This window comes from Brevibacillus sp. AF8 (genome assembly GCF_021270385.1).
Lineage (GTDB): Bacteria > Bacillota > Bacilli > Brevibacillales > Brevibacillaceae > Brevibacillus.
This window is the reverse complement of record NZ_JAGQDN010000012.1, coordinates 160,661-181,462: the sequence shown is the minus strand read 5'-3', so window position 1 is coordinate 181,462 and position 20,802 is coordinate 160,661. Positions and strand designations below refer to the sequence as shown.

Sequence of the window (20,802 nt, the reverse complement as noted above, 5' to 3'; positions counted from 1 at the left end):
CGTCGCCTTGCCAAGGCGAAGGTCGAGGGTTCGAGACCCTTCGTCCGCTCCATTTTTGTTCGTAAACACCACTTGCTATGTGCCAGTGGTGTTTCTTGCTTTATCCGCTGAACACTTTAAAAGACGAGTCAGCTTGTAGGGTGCCGATGCTTCTGGTACGATACTTGGAGTGTAAGCTCCTACGATGTTGGAGGTTTTATGAAACATAACAAAAGTATTTTGAAGAAAACGACCGTCGTTGATTTTAAGCAAGATGCTGCTTTTTTTGTTGACCGGGGAATGCGTTGTTTGAATCGGTACGACTATGATAAAGCATTGCGTTCATTTCGCCGAGCAGTTGAAATGGAGCCATCGAATGCAGAATGCCACTGCCATTTGGCTAGTGCCTTAGCTGAAACCGGACAGTTTGAAGCGTCGAATGAAGTCCTCTATGAAGTGATAGAAAAATGGGACCCAACCATGACAGAAGTGTATTTCTACATGGCGAATAACTATGCCAACTTAGAAGATTACCATATGGCAGAAGAAATGGCTGTTCGTTATTTACAAGAAGATAGTACCGGACCGTATCGGGAAGATGCCGAAGAGCTTCTCGACTATATTTACTTTGAGCTGGACATGCCACCGCGACACTTCCTCCCAAGTGAAAAAGAGGACGTATACAGCAAGCATGAACGAGCTCGTCGCAGCCTGGAAGAGGGACGTTTCTTGGAGGCATTGGATACCTTAAAAGAAATCGTCGAGGCAGATCCTGACTTTTTGCCGGCGTGGAACAATTTATCTCTCGCTTACTATTATGCTGGAGAATTCCAGAAGGCGATGGAGACAATCGAACAAACGCTGGATAAGGAAGAAGGAAACCTGCATGCACTGTGCAATTTGGCGGTTTTGCTCTCCCATCACAATCAAACGGTAGAGTTGTTGAGCTTGATTGATATGTTGAAAAAGGTCGTTCCGTTCCATCCGGAAAATACCTACAAGCTCGCAACAACAATGGGAGTGCTCGGCCAGCATGACGAAGCGTATTTCCATTACCAGCGCATGCTGCGAAATGGACGGCCACATGAAGCGTGCACGTATCACTATGCTGCGATCTCGGCTTATTTGAGTGGGAAAAAGGATCAAGCACTGCGCTGGTGGCAAAAAGCCAAGCAGTTAGATCCAGAAGCAGGTATCGCAGATCAATACATTCAAATGGTAAAAAACGAACAAGAAGGGGAGACTATAAAACCGATCCCCTACCAATACAATACGACCCAACGTGATGTTTCATGGGAAAAGGCTTCGTTCACGGGAGTGGAAGATTTTAAAACAGACCCGATGATCCGAGCTTCCCTCCTCTGGGCATTGCAGCATGGACGTGATGAAGTGAAATTCGCGGTGCTGCAAACATTGTCGCTGATCGGAGACGATGAAGCGGAAACCGCGGTCCGTCAATTTTATTACCAGACAGATAACCAACAGCTGCAAAAGTTGGCTTTGCTGGCTTTGGCTGATATGGGTGCAGACATGCCGGAAGGAACTCCTGATGGATCGAATGGTTCACCGACGGCGGAAGAGCAAAAGAGCAGTATAGAAGAAGGCATAAGCCATTATTTGCTCGCGCAGGGCAAGCAAGAGGCTGGAGAATGGTGCCTTGATGTATGGCGCAAGCATCATGAACATGCCCAAAGTCAGGTACAAGTGCGAAAAGAAGTAGCGTGGGTCGCAGCATTAGAATATGTATACGGAACGATAACGAACGAAAAACAGTCACAAGCCCTTCTAGCTCAAAAATATGGCATTTCTGCCGCAACCTTGGCAAAGTGCGTCAAAGTTTTGTCGACACTTGATTTTAAATAGATTATTACTTTATAATTAATTTAAATAAGGAAACAGAACTGTGTGAGATGAGGAGGCAACAAGCATGAGCGACCAAAAAATTTATGATGTCATTATAGCCGGAGCTGGCCCTGCTGGAATGACGGCTGCTGTATATACATCCCGTGCGAACATGAGCACATTGATGCTGGAGAGAGGAATTCCAGGCGGTCAAATGGCGAACACGGAAGATATCGAGAACTACCCAGGTTTCACTTCCATTCTTGGCCCTGATCTCTCTACAAAAATGTTTGAGCATGCACAACAATTCGGTGCAGAGTATGCATATGGTGAGATCAAGGAAATCCGCGATGAAGAACCGTACAAACGCGTTATCACGGGTGACAAGGAATACTTGACCAAATCTGTTATTGTGGCAACTGGTGCAGAGCATCGTTTGCTCGGTGTACAAGGCGAAAAAGAATTGTCCGGGCGTGGCGTTTCTTACTGCGCGGTATGCGACGGTGCATTTTTCCGCAATAAAGAGCTGGTGGTTGTTGGTGGGGGAGACTCCGCAGTAGAAGAGGCAGTGTTCCTTACTCGCTTCGCTTCCAAAGTGACAATCGTACACCGTCGTGATCAGTTCCGTGCACAGAAAATCCTGCAAAAACGCGCTTTCGATAACGAAAAAATCGAAGTAATCTGGGATACAGAACTAAAAGAGATCCGTGGCGAAGGCAAAGTACAAGCGGTTCTCTTGCAAAACACCAAAACAGGTGAAGAAAGAGAATATCCAGCAGATGGGGTGTTCATCTATGTAGGTATGGACCCATTGACTGCAAGCGTGCGCCCACTGGGCATCACCAACGACGCAGGCTACGTACTGACAGACGAAAAAATGAACACCAAAGTAAAAGGTGTTTTTGCAGCAGGAGATGTACGCGAAAAAATGCTGCGTCAAGTCGTGACAGCTACTGGAGACGGTTCGATCGCTGCTCAATCTGCTCAGCATTATGTTGAAGAGCTAAATGAAAAGCTGAAGGAACAAAATGTCACAATCTCTTAACCTGCTTGTAACATGGGTGAAATAATTCAAGAGTAATCTATAGACAATGAATTGACCCCCTTATCTATATAAACAATTGTTGCGTGGCTGGCATTCAGTCACGCATCTTTTTTTCTAAATTTGCTTGTACTCCTGTAGAAGACGTCATTGGAAAAACAGGGGAAGCGTTTCAAAAAGGTGCGAATAAGGTCGACAATATGGTATGCTATTGTCAGAATCGTAGGAGGCGAGTTGCGTGACGGAATTGGGAAACGACAAGGCCATGAATCTCCTGATTATTACCGGAATGTCAGGTGCGGGAAAGACAGTTGCTGTACAAAGCTTGGAGGACCTGGGCTTTTTTTGTGTAGACAACCTACCCCCTGTACTGATTCCCAAATTTGCTGAGTTGGTTAAACAGTCTGGTGGGAGTATTGAGCGAGTCGCATTGGTGATTGACTTGCGAGGGCGTGAGTTTTTTGAAAATCTAGCCGTAACCATGGAAAGCCTCAATCAAATGAATGGATTATCTTACCATATCCTTTATCTGGATGCGAACGATCAGACATTGGTTTCTCGCTATAAGGAAACACGCCGTAGACATCCGCTTTCTCCGAACGGTTCGCCTTTGGAAGGAATCCACGCCGAGCGCCGTTTGTTGGAGGAAATGAAGGGCTGGGCGCATCAGATTATCGATACGAGTCAAATGAAGCCAGTTCAGCTTCGAGAAAAAATCATCAACCAATACGGTCAACAAGGATCACCACTTACGATTAATGTATTATCGTTTGGTTTCAAATACGGCGCACCGATAGACGCTGACTTGATGTTCGATGTCCGTTTTTTGCCCAACCCGCATTATGTGGAGGAATTGCGTCCGAAAACAGGATGTGATCCAGACGTGGCAGAGTATGTGATGAAGCACAAGGACACAAAAGAATTCTTAGAAAAGCTTACGGACTTTTTGGGGTACACCCTGCCGCATTACCAGCGGGAAGGAAAAAGTCAACTTGTGATAGGAATCGGATGCACCGGTGGCAAGCATCGCTCGGTCGCCATTGCAGAACATTTGGGAGAAACCTTTGGCAAAGATTTTTCTGTCCGTGTCAGTCATCGAGACATGGAAAAGAACAAATGAGCATAAGATGGCAGGAAAGACTGAAGCGTATATAAAAAGCCACCTGTGGTATATGTATTAGAAATAATGAGGTGACATATGCCTACTAAGGGAGTCGGGAGGCTACAGTCAAGGCCATTACGGGTAGTCGTTATTGGGGGAGGAACGGGTCTGTCCGTCCTTCTACGCGGTTTGAAGCACGAGCCGGTGCATATCACAGCGATTGTTACGGTAGCAGACGATGGGGGAAGCTCTGGACGTTTGCGAGAAGAAATGGATATGCTTCCACCTGGCGACATTCGAAACGTCTTGACTGCTCTGGCCGATACAGAGCCGTTGATGGAAAAAGTCATGCAATATCGTTTTTCCACAGGCACGGGATTAGCAGGGCATAATTTGGGAAATCTATTACTTGCAGCGATGAACGAAATCACTGGAGATTTTGTCACCGCAGTCAAAACATTAAGCGGAGTTTTGGCAGTGCGTGGAGATGTATTGCCAGCTTCCACGCAATCGATTCAGTTGAAAGCGGAAATGACAGATGGATCTCTCGTAATCGGAGAATCCCAAATACCGTTGACTGGCAAAGAAATCAAGCGGGTGTTTCTTGATCCAGAGGACGCTGTTCCTCTGAGCGAAGCCCTGATGGCGATTGCCGACGCGGATGCCATTTTGATTGGGCCTGGCAGCTTGTACACGAGCATCCTGCCCAATTTATTAGTACGCGGGCTATTTGAAGCGATTACACACGCACAAGCCCCGAAAATCTACATTTGTAACGTCATGACACAACCGGGAGAGACAGACGGTTTTTCTGCATCCAAGCACGTGAATGTCATGTATGAACATGTAGATAGACCATTTCTGGATACGATCATTGTCAATTCAGCCGAGCTGCCTGCCCATGTATTGGACAAATACGCGGAAAAAGGAGCAGCTCCCGTCCGATGTGACCTAAAGCGATTGCGCCAACTCGGTCTCCACGTGGTGGCGAAGCCGTTAGTCACATTTGAGGATGGATACCTACGTCATGATGCACATGCTGTCAGCAAGCAGGTTGTGTCACTCGTCAAACGAAGACGGAAGGTGCTGAAGATAGAGAAGGAGTAGTGAAGTCGATGTCATTCGCCGCGCATACCAAAAAAGAACTTACCATGACGGAGGGTGCCGATTGCTGCAGCAAGGCAGAGCTCTCAGCCTTGATTCGAATGAATGGAAGTCTGCAGTTTGGAGCCGGACGACTGGTGCTGGATGTGACGACAGAGAACGCGGCGATTGCCCGACGCATTTACACGTTAATCAAGAGGTTGTTTCAGATACACGCTGAATTGCTGGTTCGCAAAAAAATGCGTTTGAAAAAGAACAACGTCTACATTGTGCGTATTCCGAATAAGGCCAATGAGATCTTGCAAAACTTGGGCATCATGGATCAAAGCCTGTCGTTTATCCCGGGAATCGCTCCTGAGATCGTGAAGAAGTCCTGTTGCCGCGCTGCTTATTTGCGGGGGGCTTTTTTGGCGGGGGGATCTGTGAATCATCCAGAGGCATCCAGCTATCATCTGGAGATTTTCACTTCCTATCAGGATTTTTGCGAAGCGTTGACCAAAATCGCCAATCGATATAAACTAAATGCCAAGTGCATCGAGCGGAAAAAAGGGTATGTTCTCTATATTAAAGAAGGCGAAAAGATTACAGAGTTTTTGAGCTTGATAGGGGCTCATCAGGCGCTTTTGTATTTCGAGGACGTCCGAATCGTAAAGGACATGCGGAACTCCGTAAACCGTTTACACAATTGTGAAATCGCCAACATAAACAAAACGGTGAATGCAGCTACTAGACAAATGGAGAATATCCAGCTCATCGATCAAGAGATGGGATTGGAGAATTTGCCAAAACGTTTGCGAGAGGTCGCGGAGCTTCGAGTGGCTCATCCTGACATCAATTTGAAAGAATTGGGCGAGATGGTGCCAAGCGGAGTAGTAAGCAAATCGGGCATTAACCACCGCTTGCGAAAAATTAACGAAATCGCTGACAAAATACGAGAAAAACAAAATATTTCGATGTAGATGCATGTTATACTAAAGGATAATAGTCTACAAGTAAGGAGGTCCATTCATGGTTCAACAGCAGGTCGTGGTTCAGTTAAAGACCGGTTTGCAAGCCCGTCCAGCAGCCTTTTTCGTACAGGAAGCTAACCGTTTTGCATCGGAAGTATTTGTAGAAAAAGGCAACAAGAAGGTCAATGCGAAAAGCATCATGGGTATCATGAGCCTCGCAATCAGCTCTGGAACGGAAATTACCATTTTGGCAGAAGGGCCGGATGCCTCCCAGGCAGTCACCAGCCTTACGAATCTGGTAAGCAAGGAAGAATAGAGTCACGAGAGACACTTTTCCCGTAAAGGGAGGTGTCTTTTTTTGTTGGTCGTCTTGATGAAAATGTATCAATTCACTTCGGGCAGGGCATTTCTAACCTATGTAGATTGCATGAAGGAGGAAATGAGACATGAGTAACCGTGATAAGTGTTACGAAGGCCGCGATTGTTATGACATGGACATTGATCGAATGGTGAATGAGGGACTGGGGGGCGGAGTTATTTCCGACCAAAATGGCCTGATTGAAGAAACGACTGTAGACACGATGACAGGTGATACTTCAGCCAAGCAAGCTCTTGACGATGATCAATAGAGGGAGTCAGTCACATATGAATGTAACGAGAGCACAAGCCATCATGAAATCCGACGACCACATCAAGGTAGAGTACGAAGGACAAGCCGTTTGGATCGATGCTGTAGACGAAAAAACGTCAACAGCACGTGTGCATGAGGAAAAAAATCCAGGACATAGCCGAACAGTCTATGTCAGTCAGTTAATGGAAGTATCACAATGATCCATGAAAAAAGCCGAGCAAACCAAGGGGAAGCCTCTTGGGGTTTGCTCGGCATACAAAAAACACTCGGCCTGAAATCCAGGCACGAGTGCTTCTTTTTTTACTACCTATCTCTTATTTTTTCGAAGACGGTTCGGAAGTGATGACCTTGTCAATCAATCCGTACTCTACTGCTTCAGCGGCAGAGAGGAAGTTGTCACGATCGGTATCCTTTTGGATGCGCTCCAAAGGCTGTCCTGTGCGTTCAGCCAAGATGGTGTTCAGGTGATCACGCATCTTCAAAATACGTTTTGCGGCAATCTCAATGTCGCTCGCTTGTCCTTGTGCACCACCCAATGGTTGGTGGATCATGACTTCACTGTTTGGCAGAGCAAAGCGCTTGCCTTTTGCCCCAGCAGCCAGCAGGAATGCTCCCATGGAAGCAGCCATTCCGATACAAATGGTGGATACATCAGGCTTGATGAAGTGCATAGTATCGTAAATTGCCATACCAGCAGTAATAGAACCGCCTGGGCTGTTTATGTACAAGTGAATGTCTTTCTCCGGATCTTCCGCCTGAAGGAACAACAACTGTGCCACAACGATATTGGCTACGGTGTCGTTGATTGGGGTTCCCAGAAAGATGATGCGGTCTTTGAGCAGGCGGGAATAAATGTCGTAAGCACGTTCCCCGCGGTTCGTCTGTTCAATGACGGTTGGAATTAAATTCATATGCATCTAGTCTTCCTCCTCTCTTTGTAACAATATCATACACAAAAGGTCAATGAAGGTCAAACACATAAGTGCGCTCCCTCACTACCATGTTTGCCAATTTCCCTCTGTCTAAACCTACTCGAAAAAGAAAACATTCATTCCTTGGAATTCTCATCGGCCTCGGTTAAATCGACGGCGAGTTTCAGCGTGGCTTTCATCTTTTTTCCCTTGATGATCGTATATTCATCGACTTGTTTGGCTTGCAGCTGATTGATGGCTTCCGCCAGCTCCTGTTGATCTTTGTATGGTTCAATGGTCAATAAGCATTCTTCGTCACTGGCCTCTTGATAGATGAGAAAAAAACGTTCCCCTGCCATGGCAAGCCTCACTTTCGAAAGTTATCCACAATGTTATGCACAGGTTGTGCACAAAAACATTTGTTCGTGGGATATTTATTTTTTTCCTAGTCTTGTCATGTTTGGCGAGAGAATTACATAGGAAATGTATGGGATAAAAAAGAAGGAAAAAGTTGATTCGTGTCGAACCTTACAAAATTGGAATTCATTTCATGATATTTGAGGGGTGTTTATTATGCTTCGCAAGTTTTCGACAATGATGCTGACAGCGGCTCTTCTAACAGGAAGTGTAGCGGCAACGGCTGCTTTCGCCCAAACTGCTCCTGCTCCTGTACAGCAACAAAAAATCAAAGTTCAGCTAAACGGCAAGGAGTTCCCATTCCCACAAGAAATCGTTACTGAAAATGGTGTTGCGTATGTAAATGCGAGCACATTGGCGATTGCTTTGGGTGGTAGTGCAGCATGGGATAGCACGACCAAATCTCTGTTGGTTGCCAAAGACAACAAGTACGCTCTGCGTATGTACGAAAACCAAAACTTTGCTTATAAAAACGGCAAAGAAACCAGTGTAGCAAATCCGCCACGTCCAGTGACCGGAGCAGTGCTCGTGCCCCTCGTATTCATTGCCCAAGAATTGGGTGCAAAAGTAGAATACGATGCAAAAACGCTCACTTACAAACTGAGCATTCCAATTAATTCCTAATAATCAATGGGATACTTCCCATCAAGATAGCCACTTCTATGCGTAGAAGTGGCTATTTTCCTCAATAATACGCGTATACGCCTCTATTAGCAGACAGCGATAGAGGTTTTTTTGATTGATTCTTCTTTTAATCATTTCTATTGCAAATTTTCTAAAATATCCTACAATAAGATTGTGATTCATAGTTTGCTCATAAATAAAGAGGGGGATGTTTTGCAATGAAAAAACAGAAATCATTGTCGATACTGGCTGCAACATTTGCTCTGAGCACATTGCTCGCGGGCTGCGGCGGAGGTACGGGGACTGGTGGACAAAGCGCGACACCACAGCCAAGCAATAATAGCGGAGGAAGCACGGGCGGTGCAAGTGGCGCTACTGAGAAGCTCGTCGTTGCTGTAGTTGGTCCGATGTCTGGGCAGTACTCCGATTACGGAAGCACAGCAAAAGCTGGTGCTGAATATGCATTGAAAGAAAAGGCAGAGGCATTCAAAGCACTTGGCTTTGACGTTCAATTGTCCGCGCAAGACGACCAAGCTGACCCAAAACAAGGGGTAGCAGTCGCACAAATGTTGATTTCCAATCCTGATGTAGTCGGAGTAGTTGGCCATGCTACAACAGGTGCTTCCATCACAGCAGCAGCGCAATACGAGCAAGAGAAGCTCGTGATGGTATCTCCTTCCGCAACGGGATCAGATTTGACTGAGCAAGGCAAGAAGATCGTACACCGCATTTGTGCGCGTGATGATCAACAAGGCTCCAAGGCTGCTATTTTTGCCAAAAATCAGTTGAATGTAAAAACAGCATTCGTTATGCATGACAAGGCTGCATATGGACAAGGTCTTGCGGAAGAAGTGAAAAAGCAATTTGAAAAAGACGGCGTACAAGTTCTCGGCTATGAAGGGGTAACAGCAGGCGAGAAGGATTATAGTGCGATTATCACCCAAATCCTCGCGAAAAATCCAGAGATGATCTACTTCGGTGGATACTACTCTGATGCAGGAATCATCGTGAAGCAAGCACGTGAAAAAGGATTCAAAGGTGTCTTCATGGGTGGCGATGGCTATGACTCCGCTGACATGGTGAAAATTGCTGGTGCGGAAAATGCCAATAATGTAGTCTTTACTTCTACTGTTGGCGATATTGGTGCTACCGAAGACGGCAAGAAATGGATTACAGACTTCGAGAGCGCGACTGGCAACAAAGTAGGGATCTTCACTTCGTTTGGTTATGACTCCATGGGTGTTATGCTGAACGGTTTGGAAGAAGCGATCAAAGCAAACGGCGGCAAAAAGCCAACTCGTGAACAAGTGCTGGAAGCTGTTCACAAAACCAAAGATTACAAAGGCAAATTCGTTAACGTAACATTCAATGAAAAAGGCGACAACGACTTTGCTTCCGTATACGTGTACAAGTATGAGGACGGCAAGAAAGTATTTATGGGTGAAGCGAAGTAATCTTCATTATGAACAAGCCATTTGGGACATACTACGTTTGGCATGAATACCAGAATGAAAAGGAAGGGATTCTGATGTCAAACAATCGAAATACGAAGAATGGCGGCAATCAAGGACACAGCAGCAAGACGCAGGGCACCCAAAAGCAAAAGTCCGAAAGAGATCGTAACCTGAATAAACAGGATCCACAATAACAATGACAAAAGCCCACCCGTTTTAGCCAAAGGAGCTCAACGGGAGGGCTTTTGCTTGTTAAATACCTTGCTTGCTAGGCAAACGTTTTTCGGGATGACCGTAGCCCTGATGCTGTCTGCTTCGCAGGTTTTTCGCCTGGGATTCGCGAATTTTGGCCACGAACTCACCCGTGCTCATTTTGGAGAAATCCATAGGGCACCTCCACTGATGATGAGATGTACACCCTTCTAGGATGACCCAATTTGGCCCTGTACAATCGGCAGTGTTATTTCTACCACTGTACCTTCGTGCTCCCTGCTTTTAATTTCCAAGCTGCCATTGTGGTCTTTCATGATTTTGCTGCTGATCATGAGGCCGAGGCCAGTTCCGTTTTCTTTTGTCGTGAAAAAGGGGGCGCCCAGCTTGTGAATCATTTCTTCAGAGATTCCACAGCCAGTATCTGTGAGTGTAATGAGTACTTGATGATTGTCTTTTAAGGCGGTGGCAATATGAATCTCACCATGTCCGTCAATCGCTTCGATGGCATTTTTAATGATGTTGATAAAGACCTGTTTGAGCTGGTTTTCTTCTCCCGCAATGATCGGATGGTAAGCAAATGCGGTACGGAAATCGATGTTTTTCAAATTGGCTTCCGACCTCAAAAGTACCAACACGTTTTCCAGCAATGGGATGAGCGGAAGAGGCTTGATTTGAATGCTATGTGGCTTTGCCAAGACTAGCAATTCACTCACAATAAAATTGATCCGGTCCAGTTCAGAGAGCATGATATCGGCGTATTGCTGGTTATCTTTCATGCTCGGATAAAGAAATTGGATAAAGCCCTTCAAAGATGTGAGCGGATTGCGAATCTCATGGGCGATTCCAGCAGCTAGCTCGCCAATCACAGACAGCTTCTCAGCCTTTCGTAATAGTTCCTCGTTATGCCGCCGTTCTGTAATATCCCGCGATACGATGATAAAGCCATCACAATCTCCCGTTTTCGTCAGGATGGGGGCACCCTTTGATTCGAGAACGATCCATTTTTTATTTTTCGTCTGGAAACGGAATTCGCATATCTTTGGTTCTTTGGTCGCCAGCAAATGATGAAAGTGGTCAATAACAGTTTTGCGATCTTCTGGATGAATCTCGGCAAAGGTAAGCTGACGGCAATGTTCACTCGTTTCGATTACGCGTGAATGCGAAGGGGAGAGATAGAGGATATCCCCGTTTTTGTCCGTAATCAGAATCAGATCATCTGTGTATTCTGAGATGATTTTGTTCGTATTCTCGCTTTTAAACAAGGCGGCCTCTGAGTATTTGCGTTCTGTGATATTTCGCGAGACTAACATGATGTTTTGAACGTCTCCTACCGCGCTTAAAATGGGGATACCGCGTGTTTCAAAGGAGACTTCGTTTCCATTCCTATCCATAGAGCGTGTCTCGAAATGAACGGGTTGCTTCGTTGCCATGATCTCTTGAAATTTGTTCCGGAACATAGGGATATCCTCTGGATGTGTGAGCTGCAGATTGTTAGGGGAAGTAACCTCGGCTGGAACAAATCCCAATTGCTCGATAGATGGAGATGCATAGATGCGTCGCATGGATAAATCATAAATCGTCACGATATCCTGAGTATGATCGATGAGAAGACGATATTTGGCTTCAGTTTGACGCAAGGCCTCTTCAATTTTTTTGCGGTCAGAAATGTCACGAGTAATGCAGGAAGCACCAATAATTTTTCCCGTTTCGTCTTTGATTGGAGCAGCCGACAGAATGACATCCATCTTCGTGCCATCTTTTCGCTGCCTGATGGTTTCATAATTCGTTAGTAAGACACCCATGCTCCTGACTGCATCAAATAACTGTTTGGTCTCGCTCTTGTACTCTTCTGGAATAAAGCAGAGCGGTGAAGCGTAAATCTCCTCCATGGACCAACCGTAGTATTGCTCAAAAGCATGATTCACCAAGACGATATTGTTATCGAGATCACTAATGGAGATGGCATCCGTCGTAAAGTGGAAAAATGCTTTTAATATTTGATCGGGAAACAAAACTTGCGTGATTTCCTTTTTTGAACGTTTCTTTTTCCATAAGAAAGGGGTATTAAGCTTGTTCATCAGATTTCCCCCGCATAATCTATCTAGTATTTGAATGAGATAGTATTGTCGTAACTATTCGAGATATAGGAGCCATTTTCCTATCAAAATTTGGAATAGTTTGTTATTCTATAATGAATTGGTCATGCATGAAGGTTCTGACTCGCATGGAAATCAGCTATAATGAGAGTTAGAAAAAAGTCGGGGGTGTATGCATGACAACGGGTTTTATCGTTGCGTTGGTGCTCATTTTTATCGTCGTCATCGGTGCGACGATTTTGGTTACAAACAAAGCTTATTCGCGTAAACCTGAACAAATAGATCCGATCCTGCCCAGTAAGGATACTGCTGGAAATAAGGAACTCGATCAATAATGCCAGCAGGCAAAAGAAAAGGAGTGGTTATCTCAACCACTCCTGCTTTTTTGACGGTATCGGAAAGTAAATAGCCTACAGTTTGGAGAAGCGTTCCACGATGTCATCAACAAGCAGTTCAGCAGAAAGGATGCCGCCGCCTACGTTCCAGATCACTTCGTCAACTTGGAATGCCTTATTGTTTTTCGCGACATTCAGTTTTTGATAGAGCGGATCTTTCATCCATTCCTCTGTGTATTTATTGGCAGATCCATCACCGGAATAATCGCCGATCCAGTAAAACATGACGTCGCCATCCATTTCAGCCATGAGTTCTTTTGGAATGTCTTTTTTGAACTCATCGATGTCTTGGGAGGCTGGTCGAGCAAAACCGAGCTGGCTCAGAACAACGCCAGAGAAAGTGTCTTTCAAGTAGAGACGAGTTTTACCAGCTACGAAACGAACGACAGAGACTTTCATCTTCGTCTTGTCACCCAGTTTTCCTTTTGCATCCTCAATCTTCTTATCAAAATCAGCCATCAGCTTGTCGCCTTCAGCTTTTTTATTCAACGCTTCGGAGTAAAGGGCAAAGTTGATTTTCCATCTGCCTACGAGATCCTCGGAGAAGACGGTTGGAGCAATCGCGGATAGCTGAGTGTATACTTTTTCTTGCCCTTGGCGTCCTTTTGTTCCCAGAATCAGATCTGGCTTCAGGCTGGCGATCAGCTCAACGTTTGGTTGGTTCTCATCACCCAATTCAACTGCATCCTTCATTTTTTCTTTAATATGTGGATGCCATGGGTCACCAGATTTGCCAAGGCCACTCATGACAGCCCCAACTGGCGTAATCCCTAACGCGAGAACAGCCTCTGTGCTTTCACTGGTGAGAGTGATGACACGTTGAGGAGTCCCTTTTATTTTTGTTGACCCCATAAAGTGTTTTACTTCTCTCTCTTCAGACGCTGCCGGTGCTGATGTATTTGTTGACGCGGCTGGTGTAGAAGAAGATGAGTCGGATGAAGGCGTTGCCTGTCCTCCGCAACCTGTTACGAGCATGACAGCGGAAAGCATAGCCCCGAGCATCAAACGCAGGGAAGTTTTGCGCATGATGGAAAATCCCCCTTTTAACTGATAATGATTATCATTTTTCTTCACTACTGTATATGCATATATGACAATGTGTCAATATATTTTTTGGAATCAGAGGAAAAGTATAGATATTTATGTGCTAAATTTTCCAGTATCGATAATAAAAATCAATATCATTGACTAGCCCTATCCTCAAGCTTAGACTGATTAGTGGGAGAAACTTACATACATAGGTGGCGAATAAACAGAATAGGTAGAATGCATACGGAAAGAAGGGACCAGGCGTGAATGTGATTTTGTCCAGCCGACTGCAAAAGACTACTGTACTCATAGCAGGACTCGTCGTCCTGGCAGTCGTGATGGTAGCTAGTATCCTTTTCGGAATTAATCGGTATTCGCTCACTACTGCAGTAGAGGCATACACTCAATTTTCAGGTTCGGAGGAACACTTGATTATTACGACTTCCCGAATGCCGCGTACACTGACAGCGGTAGCGGTGGGGAGCAGTCTCGCTGTAGCAGGTGTTTTGTTGCAGGCGTTGACTCGCAACCCTTTGGCTTCACCATCTCTTATCGGTGTGAACGCTGGAGCTGCAGCAGCCATAGTGACGACGATTGCTGTATTTGGCTCGCAATTCCCCGTGTCGCAGATGATGTGGGCGGGCTTTATCGGAGCAGGGGTGACTGCTCTGCTTGTATACGGGTTGGCTTCCGCTGGGCGGGGAGGCATGACTCCGATTAAGCTGACACTTTCGGGTGCAGCGGTTGCCGCTTTTGCTTCGTCTGTGACTTCTCTGTTTATGCTGCTGCAAGAAAAGACGATGACAGAGGCCTTTTACTGGTTAGTTGGGTCTGTGGAGGGAAGACAGCTTGATCATTTTTTTATGATCATTCCTTATTTGCTCGTAGGCTGGTTAGGCGCTATGCTACTGACCGGCTCGTTAAACTTGATGGTACTCGGTGACGATGTAGCGACTGGATTGGGCCAAAAGATTATCTTGGTAAAAGCTACAGCAATATTGATCGTGGTGCTTTTGGCAGGTGGGAGTGTCGCGCTCGCCGGACCGATTGCATTTGTAGGCATCATCATACCGCATCTTTGTCGTTTTTTAGTCGGCCTTGATCATCGCTGGTTGATTCCCTATTCGATTGTCTTCGGCGGAGCTTTTCTGGTTTGCGCTGATTTGCTTTCACGCCTTGTATTGATGCCTATGCGTTTGGAAGTACCGGTAGGCGTAGCAACCGCCATGATCGGAGTGGCTTTTATCATCCCGCTGGTCAGGAGGAGAGCGTATGCATAGATATGTAGTCATACGGACCAAAAAGCCAGCGCTTTCTTTTCATGTAGATAAGCGGGCGTTAGGAATTAATTTCATTCTATTTATCCTGTTATCTGCTGTGATTGTATTGAGTATTGGCTTAGGAAGCTTGCATATTCCGGTGTGGGATGTCATCAAAGCTTTTATGGGAGCGGGCAGTGAACAGAATGAATTGATCGTGCTCGATTGGCGATTGCCTCGCGTTGTCGTTTCAGTCATGGTGGGGGCTTCCCTGGCAGTATCGGGGGCCATCTTGCAGTCCTTGGTGCGAAATCCGTTAGCTTCGCCTGATTTAATCGGGACTACAGCGGGAGCGACGGCAGCAGCGGTAGCATTTATCACCTTCGCAAAAGATGTGAGTGTGCAATGGATGCCATTGGTGGCCTTGATCGGTGGATTGGTAACCGCGACGCTTACGTATCTCACTGCGTGGAAGGAGGGAGTCTCCCCTTTTCGTCTCGCACTTGTGGGGGTATGTATCTCCGCAGGCATGGGGGCATTAACGATTTTTTTTATGGTGATTACCCAAACCCATAAAGCCTCAAATGCACTCGGGTGGATGACAGGAACCGTGTATGGTATGTCTTGGGTAAATGTGATAACGTTGCTTCCGTGGACCGTATTGTTTCTCGGCGCTACGATTTTCCAAATCCGTTATTTGAATGCCCAGGAGCTCGGTGATGATATCGCCAAAGGCATTGGTGTAGCGATTGATAAGAAGCGTTTGCTCTTGATTGCGATCAGTGTGGCATTGGCAGGTGCTGCGGTCGGTGTGGCAGGAGGAATCAGTTTTATTGGGTTGATGGCCCCACACATTGCTCGTAGGCTAGTAGGCTCTGCATATGGCTATTTGCTGCCGGCTTCCGCTGTTTTGGGCGGGATGCTCGTCGTCTTGGCTGATTTAATTGGGAGAACGGTATTTTTACCGCATGATTTGCCAGCAGGGATTTTTACCGCAGCGATTGGAGCTCCGTTTTTTGTTTATCTTTTGTATAAAACGAGGAATCATCAGTAGGAAATTGAAGAGTGATTATCGAGAGTTTAGTGAGAACCCTGAAGGAGAGGAATGCTTCAGGGGTCTTTGTGTTCACTATCTGTCAATTTATTACAAAATATTACAAGACTTTAATTTACAATACGCTTTAAATATGGTAATGATTAGTATAAATTACATTTATGATAACTGATGGGATTAATCGCTAATGGATGTTTTGCTCATGGGAACCCCTAGTATACGGAGAAAAGCAAAGAGCGATAATATCAGTCATCATTCGATAAATATAGACTTCATTCTAGCGAAGTCATCAAATAATTACAAAAAATTACAAAACTTATATTTACAATTTTTAGATAAAATGGTAAAACATAATAGTACCTACTATCACAGCTTTTGGAGGGATTTATTCGTGAAAAAAGTCGTAGCAAGTCTATTGAGCCTGTCACTCGTATTATCTGCCTCTGTATCTGTACTGGCTGCAGAGCCTGTAAAAATCTCGAAATCATCTCAAAAAGCTGCGGCGGCAAATGATCCTTATGAGCCAAATGACGATCCTGCATTTGCTTCTTATATAAACTCGAATACTTCATATTCGGCAGAGATTGGTCATGTTGAAGATAAGGATATTTTTAAATTTTATGCAAAACCAGGCGAACTGAAATTTTTACTTAACAGCTTAACTGTGGAAAAAGGACAATTTTGGGTTATTCTACACAAAATTGATGAGCCTGGTTCAGGAACACAGGACTTTTTCGCTGTAAACGGAAATGTTAACTTTACGACTAATATCACTAAAGAAGGAACATATGCGATTTACATATTTGACAAGCGTGTTATGGTAGAAAACCCAAAACCAATTAAACCAGTCCCTTATGCGTTTAAAGCCATTTTTAATCAATAAGATCACTGACTATTTCTACTAGTATATCTGGAGGTATTATTCATGAAAAAAGTCGTAGTTAGTTTGTTGACACTCGCAGTAGCTTTATCCGCATCTGCTTCCGCATTTGCAGCAGAACCAGCTAAAAATATGAAGTCTTCCCAAAAAGCTGCTGCTTCGGTGACCGATCCATACGAACCAAATGATAGTGTTTCATTCGCTCCATATATTAATTCGAATGTTTCATACACAGCTGCGATTAATCATAATAAAGATGTTGATTATTTCAATTTTTATGCAAAACCAGGAACGTTTGATTTTGCATTCAGCAGACAGTCAACAAGTTCTGAATCGATTACTATCTGGGTGAGGAAGTCAACAGGAGAGACAGTGCATAGAGTTGTTATTAAAGGTAATACGTCATTTTCAGTGAACATCCCTGAAGAGGGTCAGTACTACATTCAACTGATGGCTCCAAATGCAATGTTTGAAACTAACCCAATAGCACCAATCCCTTATTCTTTCAAAGCGATCTTTAACCAGTAAATGTAGCACAAGAAAAACAGTCCTTATTTGGGCTGTTTTTTTGTTCCCATGAGGGTTTAACATAAAAAAGCGACCTCTTGAAATTCAAGAGATCGCTTTTGGTTTGAAAGTATGGTACGCCTGAAGGGAATCGAACCCCCGCACATGGTTCCGGAGACCATTGCTCTATCCACTGAGCTACAGGCGTATATTGTGACGACAACTTTTATTATAAAACATCGAGAATCTCAATGCAAACGAAAAAAAGTAGTTCAGCAGAAAAAACTAGCGATATGGTAAGCGAGAGTGAAAAAGTCCAACGGTGAAGATCTTTCGACATTATTTGTGTTCTGTTTCATCAATTTGGCAGGAAAATTGCATGAGAGAACGAATATAATGAAAATAAAGAGTCATCGAGCAGCATGAGCATGTGCGAAGGAGGCGAGCTTCATGAACATGGGATTGGGGTTATTTCAAGAGCAAACACTGAAATTAGTGATGACGCCGGAATTACGCCAAGCGATTACCATATTGCAGTATTCAGCTATTGATCTCATCTCCTATTTGCAGGATCAGGCCAATGAAAATCCTGTTTTCGACCTTGAAGTGGCTGGAGAAGTCGCTTCTGCAAAAGCAGAGAAACCAGCTCCTGAGATTGACTGGAAAGAAATTGTAGGCAATCGCGCGACAGGTGAGTACGGTTCGTCGAAAAATGAAAGCACTTACAATCCGCTGGATTACGTCCAGCAAGGTGCGGAGACGCTGTACGAACATTTGGAGCGTCAACTCGGCTATGTAAAAGGATTCTCGTCGCTGCAAAAACAGATTGCTCTCTTTTTGATCGGGAATCTGGATGAGAAGGGGTATTTGGAAATTACACTGGAGGAAGCGAGTGCGCGCCTGGGTGCTGAAATGTTGGAGATTGAGGACGTGTTGTCCGTTTTGCAGCATTTTGATCCAGTAGGCGTAGCTTCACGCAGCCTGGAAGAATGTCTCTTGCTGCAACTGGAGCATTTGGCACTCGATGATGAAAAGATCGTGCAGGTCGTTCGTAATCATCTGCAAGATTTGGCGGACAATCGCTATCAGCGGATTGCAGACAAAATCGGATGTACACCTCAAGAGGTACAGGCGATGGCAGACCTGATCCGTACGCTGAATCCGCGTCCAGGGGCGGCCTTTTCTTCAGTAGAGACAAGATATGTCATTCCAGATGTGACGGTAGAGAAGGTCGGGAATGATTATGTAGTATTGGTCAATGATGTCGCAGCACCGCGGCTGAAAATCAACAGCTTCTATGAAAAAATGCTGAGCCAGCAAAAAAGTCAGGATGAAGCTAAGCAGTTCATTCACGATAAGCTGAATGCCGCCATGTGGCTAGCAAAAAGTCTGGAGCAGCGCCGCCTGACGCTCATGCGTGTAACACAGGCCATCCTCGATATGCAACGGGAGTTTTTTGATCGGGGGATACATTATTTAAAGCCCATGACACAAAAGGAAATTGCAGAGCGGGTCGGCCTGCACGAATCGACGATCAGTCGGGCAACCAGCAATAAATACGTTCAGACACCGCGCGGAATCTTTGAGCTGAAGTATTTCTTTACGTCAGCACTCTCTACTTCCAGCGGGGAAGCGACCTCTTCTGAGAGTGTTAAGCGCAGAATCAAAGCACTGATCGAGCAAGAAGATCGGAAGTCTCCGTTATCAGATCAAAAGCTGGGGGAGATGCTGCTTACAGAGGGGATTGAAATCTCCCGCCGCACGGTTGCCAAGTACCGGGAGGAAATGCTGATCCCATCGTCGGCCAAACGAAAGAGGTTTTAATGAGAATGAATGAAAAAACGTTTGAAATTGTCTTGTATGGACGAAATAAATGTCATTTGTGCGACGAGGTGGAGCTCTACATCCGCAGTCTGGCGGAGGAGTTCCCCCTTCGGATGCGCGTAGTTGATATTGAAAGTGATCCGGTCTTGCATGAAGAAATGATGTTCGTCATACCAGTAGTCGAGATAGATGGAGAGATCGTATTTCGTTCTATTACACATGTAGTGACTCTCGAGGAACTGCGAAACGAATTACAGAGACGTGCCGCTCGGTCATGAGTGGCACTTTTTTAATGGGGGCTCGGGGGAACTTGCAAGATATGGTTAAATATGATACATTCAAGTTGTAGAAAGTGATCTTTTTTTTGCATCAAGCGGGACATAAAATGTATATACAGGGACATAAAACGTCCCGATCAAACAACTTTTAACCAAGGAAGAAGGTAAAATGCGACGTTTACTGGAACTGCAACAAAAATTGTTGCCTGACTTGATTCAGGTTTTGCGTCAGCGGTACATGTTGCTCCGATCCATCTATCATTTGCAGCCGATTGGCAGAAGAGGTCTAGCTCAAGCCATGGATACCACTGAACGTATTTTGCGGGCAGAAGTGGAACTGCTAAAAGAAACGGGGCTCCTGCATGTAACGGCTGCGGGAATGAGCCTGAGTGAAGAAGGACAACAAGTCTTGGACGACATGGAACCTCTCGTCGGAGAGCTATTCGGCCTTACTGACTTGGCAGAGCGCCTGCAAAAAAAGCTGGGCATAGCAGAAGTCATTGTGGTGCAGGGCAATGCAGACCTATCGCCTTGGGTAAAGGAAGAGCTTGGACGGGTAGGGGCAAGGGTCCTCAAACAGGTCGTGCAAGAAGGAGACATTGTAGCGGTAACAGGTGGTTCATCCATCGCCAGTGTAGCAAGTCATTTGACGCCTTCTGCTTCGTTCAAAAACGTTCAGTTTGTCCCTGCTCGCGGTGGACTGGGAGAACGCGTAGAGCTGCAAGCGAATACGCTCGCTTCCGCCATGGCAGCGAAAACAGGTGCTTCTTATCGGCTTCTTCACGTACCGGATCGCCTTCATCCAGAAGCCTTGCAGACATTGGTCAAAGAGCCGCAGGTACAAGATGTGCTATCGCTCTTGGGAGATACTCGAATCGTTTTGCATGGAATCGGGGATGCCGTCACGATGGCGAAAAGGCGGAATTATTCGGAGGAAGAGCTCGCAGAATTAGTGGAGACGGGGGCTGTTTCAGAAGCATTCGGCTACTACTTTAATGAAGCGGGAGAAACGGTCCACAGAATGCCGACAATTGGTTTACAGCTAGAGGAAGTGCACAAGGCAGAAACTGTGCTCTCCATTGCGGGGGGCGAAAGCAAGGCAAAAGCGATTCTTTCCTTTGCCAAGCAATCGTGTCAGAATGTACTCATTACGGACGAAGGAGCAGCTTACACGCTGTTGTCCGCACGATTGTAACGGAAGGAAGTCGGTC

General features: G+C 45.4%; 23 protein-coding genes and 1 tRNA gene. 18 read left to right on the top strand and 6 right to left on the bottom strand.

Annotated features, from left to right (window positions below):
* The first annotated feature begins 198 nt into the window (after positions 1–198).
* The 8 genes from KB186_RS17035 (at position 199) to KB186_RS17000 (ending at position 6,850) form a co-directional block, all read left to right on the top strand.
* Positions 199–1,842 (top strand): tetratricopeptide repeat protein, encoded by a 1,644-nt coding sequence (locus KB186_RS17035; protein ID WP_173611010.1) that lies wholly within the window; start codon positions 199–201, stop codon positions 1,840–1,842.
* Positions 1,843–1,906: 64 nt separating this feature from the next.
* Complete coding sequence (trxB, locus tag KB186_RS17030; protein ID WP_173611011.1) at positions 1,907–2,866, top strand: thioredoxin-disulfide reductase; 960 nt, start codon at positions 1,907–1,909, stop codon at positions 2,864–2,866.
* 235 nt (positions 2,867–3,101) lie between these two features.
* A complete protein-coding gene (gene rapZ / locus KB186_RS17025) occupies positions 3,102–3,983 on the top strand; it encodes an RNase adapter RapZ (protein ID WP_173611012.1) in 882 nt (293 codons plus the stop codon).
* A 78-nt stretch (positions 3,984–4,061) separates the two neighbouring features.
* Positions 4,062–5,072: a gluconeogenesis factor YvcK family protein gene (locus tag KB186_RS17020; RefSeq protein WP_173611013.1), complete on the top strand. Its 1,011-nt coding sequence runs from the start codon at positions 4,062–4,064 to the stop codon at positions 5,070–5,072.
* Positions 5,073–5,080: 8 nt separating this feature from the next.
* A complete protein-coding gene (gene whiA / locus KB186_RS17015) occupies positions 5,081–6,028 on the top strand; it encodes a DNA-binding protein WhiA (protein ID WP_173611014.1) in 948 nt (315 codons plus the stop codon).
* 49 nt (positions 6,029–6,077) lie between these two features.
* Entirely contained in the window at positions 6,078–6,335 is a 258-nt protein-coding gene (locus KB186_RS17010; RefSeq protein ID WP_048034964.1) for an HPr family phosphocarrier protein, read from the top strand.
* A 130-nt stretch (positions 6,336–6,465) separates the two neighbouring features.
* Positions 6,466–6,648, top strand: coding sequence for a hypothetical protein (locus KB186_RS17005; RefSeq protein ID WP_232774037.1), 183 nt, complete (start codon positions 6,466–6,468; stop codon positions 6,646–6,648).
* Between the two features lie 16 nt (positions 6,649–6,664).
* Positions 6,665–6,850, top strand: a complete 186-nt coding sequence (locus tag KB186_RS17000) for an H-type small acid-soluble spore protein (protein WP_088909644.1) — start codon at positions 6,665–6,667, stop codon at positions 6,848–6,850.
* A 114-nt stretch (positions 6,851–6,964) separates the two neighbouring features.
* Here the strand turns inward: KB186_RS17000 and clpP are convergent, their stop codons facing one another.
* Together clpP and KB186_RS16990 are read right to left on the bottom strand one after the other, a co-directional pair.
* The gene (clpP, locus tag KB186_RS16995) at positions 6,965–7,567 is read right to left on the bottom strand and encodes an ATP-dependent Clp endopeptidase proteolytic subunit ClpP (protein WP_007720441.1); all 603 of its coding nucleotides are present in this window, start codon (positions 7,565–7,567) and stop codon (positions 6,965–6,967) included.
* A 131-nt stretch (positions 7,568–7,698) separates the two neighbouring features.
* The gene (locus KB186_RS16990; RefSeq protein WP_026043328.1) at positions 7,699–7,920 is read right to left on the bottom strand and encodes a hypothetical protein; all 222 of its coding nucleotides are present in this window, start codon (positions 7,918–7,920) and stop codon (positions 7,699–7,701) included.
* A gap of 214 nt (positions 7,921–8,134) precedes the next feature.
* Between KB186_RS16990 and KB186_RS16985 the strand changes: the two genes are divergently transcribed.
* Both KB186_RS16985 and KB186_RS16980 read left to right on the top strand, forming a co-directional pair.
* Entirely contained in the window at positions 8,135–8,602 is a 468-nt protein-coding gene (locus tag KB186_RS16985) for a copper amine oxidase N-terminal domain-containing protein (RefSeq protein ID WP_173611016.1), read from the top strand.
* 218 nt (positions 8,603–8,820) lie between these two features.
* Positions 8,821–10,056 (top strand): branched-chain amino acid ABC transporter substrate-binding protein, encoded by a 1,236-nt coding sequence (locus KB186_RS16980; RefSeq protein ID WP_232774036.1) that lies wholly within the window; start codon positions 8,821–8,823, stop codon positions 10,054–10,056.
* Positions 10,057–10,308: 252 nt separating this feature from the next.
* Here KB186_RS16980 and KB186_RS16975 read toward each other — a convergent pair whose 3' ends face one another.
* On the bottom strand, positions 10,309–10,443 hold the full coding sequence (locus KB186_RS16975; protein WP_173611018.1) for a DUF4023 domain-containing protein: 135 nt from the start codon (positions 10,441–10,443) through the stop codon (positions 10,309–10,311).
* Between the two features lie 35 nt (positions 10,444–10,478).
* Entirely contained in the window at positions 10,479–12,347 is a 1,869-nt protein-coding gene (locus KB186_RS16970) for a PAS domain-containing sensor histidine kinase (RefSeq protein WP_232774035.1), read from the bottom strand.
* 194 nt (positions 12,348–12,541) lie between these two features.
* On the opposite strand from KB186_RS16970, the gene KB186_RS16965 reads away from it, so the two are divergent.
* On the top strand, positions 12,542–12,700 hold the full coding sequence (locus tag KB186_RS16965) for a hypothetical protein (RefSeq protein ID WP_173611020.1): 159 nt from the start codon (positions 12,542–12,544) through the stop codon (positions 12,698–12,700).
* A 75-nt stretch (positions 12,701–12,775) separates the two neighbouring features.
* On the opposite strand, the gene KB186_RS16960 is transcribed toward KB186_RS16965, so the two are convergent.
* On the bottom strand, positions 12,776–13,786 hold the full coding sequence (locus KB186_RS16960; RefSeq protein WP_221868249.1) for an ABC transporter substrate-binding protein: 1,011 nt from the start codon (positions 13,784–13,786) through the stop codon (positions 12,776–12,778).
* Between the two features lie 266 nt (positions 13,787–14,052).
* Between KB186_RS16960 and KB186_RS16955 the strand changes: the two genes are divergently transcribed.
* From KB186_RS16955 to KB186_RS16940, 4 genes are all read left to right on the top strand, one after another.
* A complete protein-coding gene (locus tag KB186_RS16955) occupies positions 14,053–15,069 on the top strand; it encodes a FecCD family ABC transporter permease (protein ID WP_173611022.1) in 1,017 nt (338 codons plus the stop codon).
* On the top strand, positions 15,062–16,102 hold the full coding sequence (locus KB186_RS16950; RefSeq protein ID WP_173611023.1) for a FecCD family ABC transporter permease: 1,041 nt from the start codon (positions 15,062–15,064) through the stop codon (positions 16,100–16,102). The genes KB186_RS16955 and KB186_RS16950 overlap by 8 nt, the downstream gene beginning before the upstream one ends.
* Before the next feature lie 391 nt (positions 16,103–16,493).
* Entirely contained in the window at positions 16,494–16,985 is a 492-nt protein-coding gene (locus tag KB186_RS16945) for a hypothetical protein (RefSeq protein ID WP_173611024.1), read from the top strand.
* Between the two features lie 42 nt (positions 16,986–17,027).
* Positions 17,028–17,510 carry a hypothetical protein gene (locus KB186_RS16940; RefSeq protein ID WP_173611025.1) on the top strand — a complete coding sequence of 161 codons (483 nt, stop codon included), beginning with the start codon at positions 17,028–17,030 and terminating at the stop codon, positions 17,508–17,510.
* 112 nt (positions 17,511–17,622) lie between these two features.
* Here KB186_RS16940 and KB186_RS16935 read toward each other — a convergent pair.
* Positions 17,623–17,697: transfer RNA gene (locus tag KB186_RS16935), tRNA-Arg, on the bottom strand.
* A 242-nt stretch (positions 17,698–17,939) separates the two neighbouring features.
* On the opposite strand from KB186_RS16935, the gene rpoN reads away from it, so the two are divergent.
* From rpoN to KB186_RS16920, 3 genes are all read left to right on the top strand, one after another.
* Entirely contained in the window at positions 17,940–19,313 is a 1,374-nt protein-coding gene (rpoN, locus tag KB186_RS16930) for an RNA polymerase factor sigma-54 (RefSeq protein WP_173611026.1), read from the top strand.
* Positions 19,313–19,591, top strand: coding sequence for a glutaredoxin family protein (locus KB186_RS16925; protein WP_173611027.1), 279 nt, complete (start codon positions 19,313–19,315; stop codon positions 19,589–19,591). Before rpoN ends, KB186_RS16925 begins: the two co-directional genes overlap by 1 nt.
* Before the next feature lie 169 nt (positions 19,592–19,760).
* Positions 19,761–20,786 (top strand): sugar-binding transcriptional regulator, encoded by a 1,026-nt coding sequence (locus KB186_RS16920; RefSeq protein ID WP_232774034.1) that lies wholly within the window; start codon positions 19,761–19,763, stop codon positions 20,784–20,786.
* Positions 20,787–20,802: the final 16 nt, after the last annotated feature.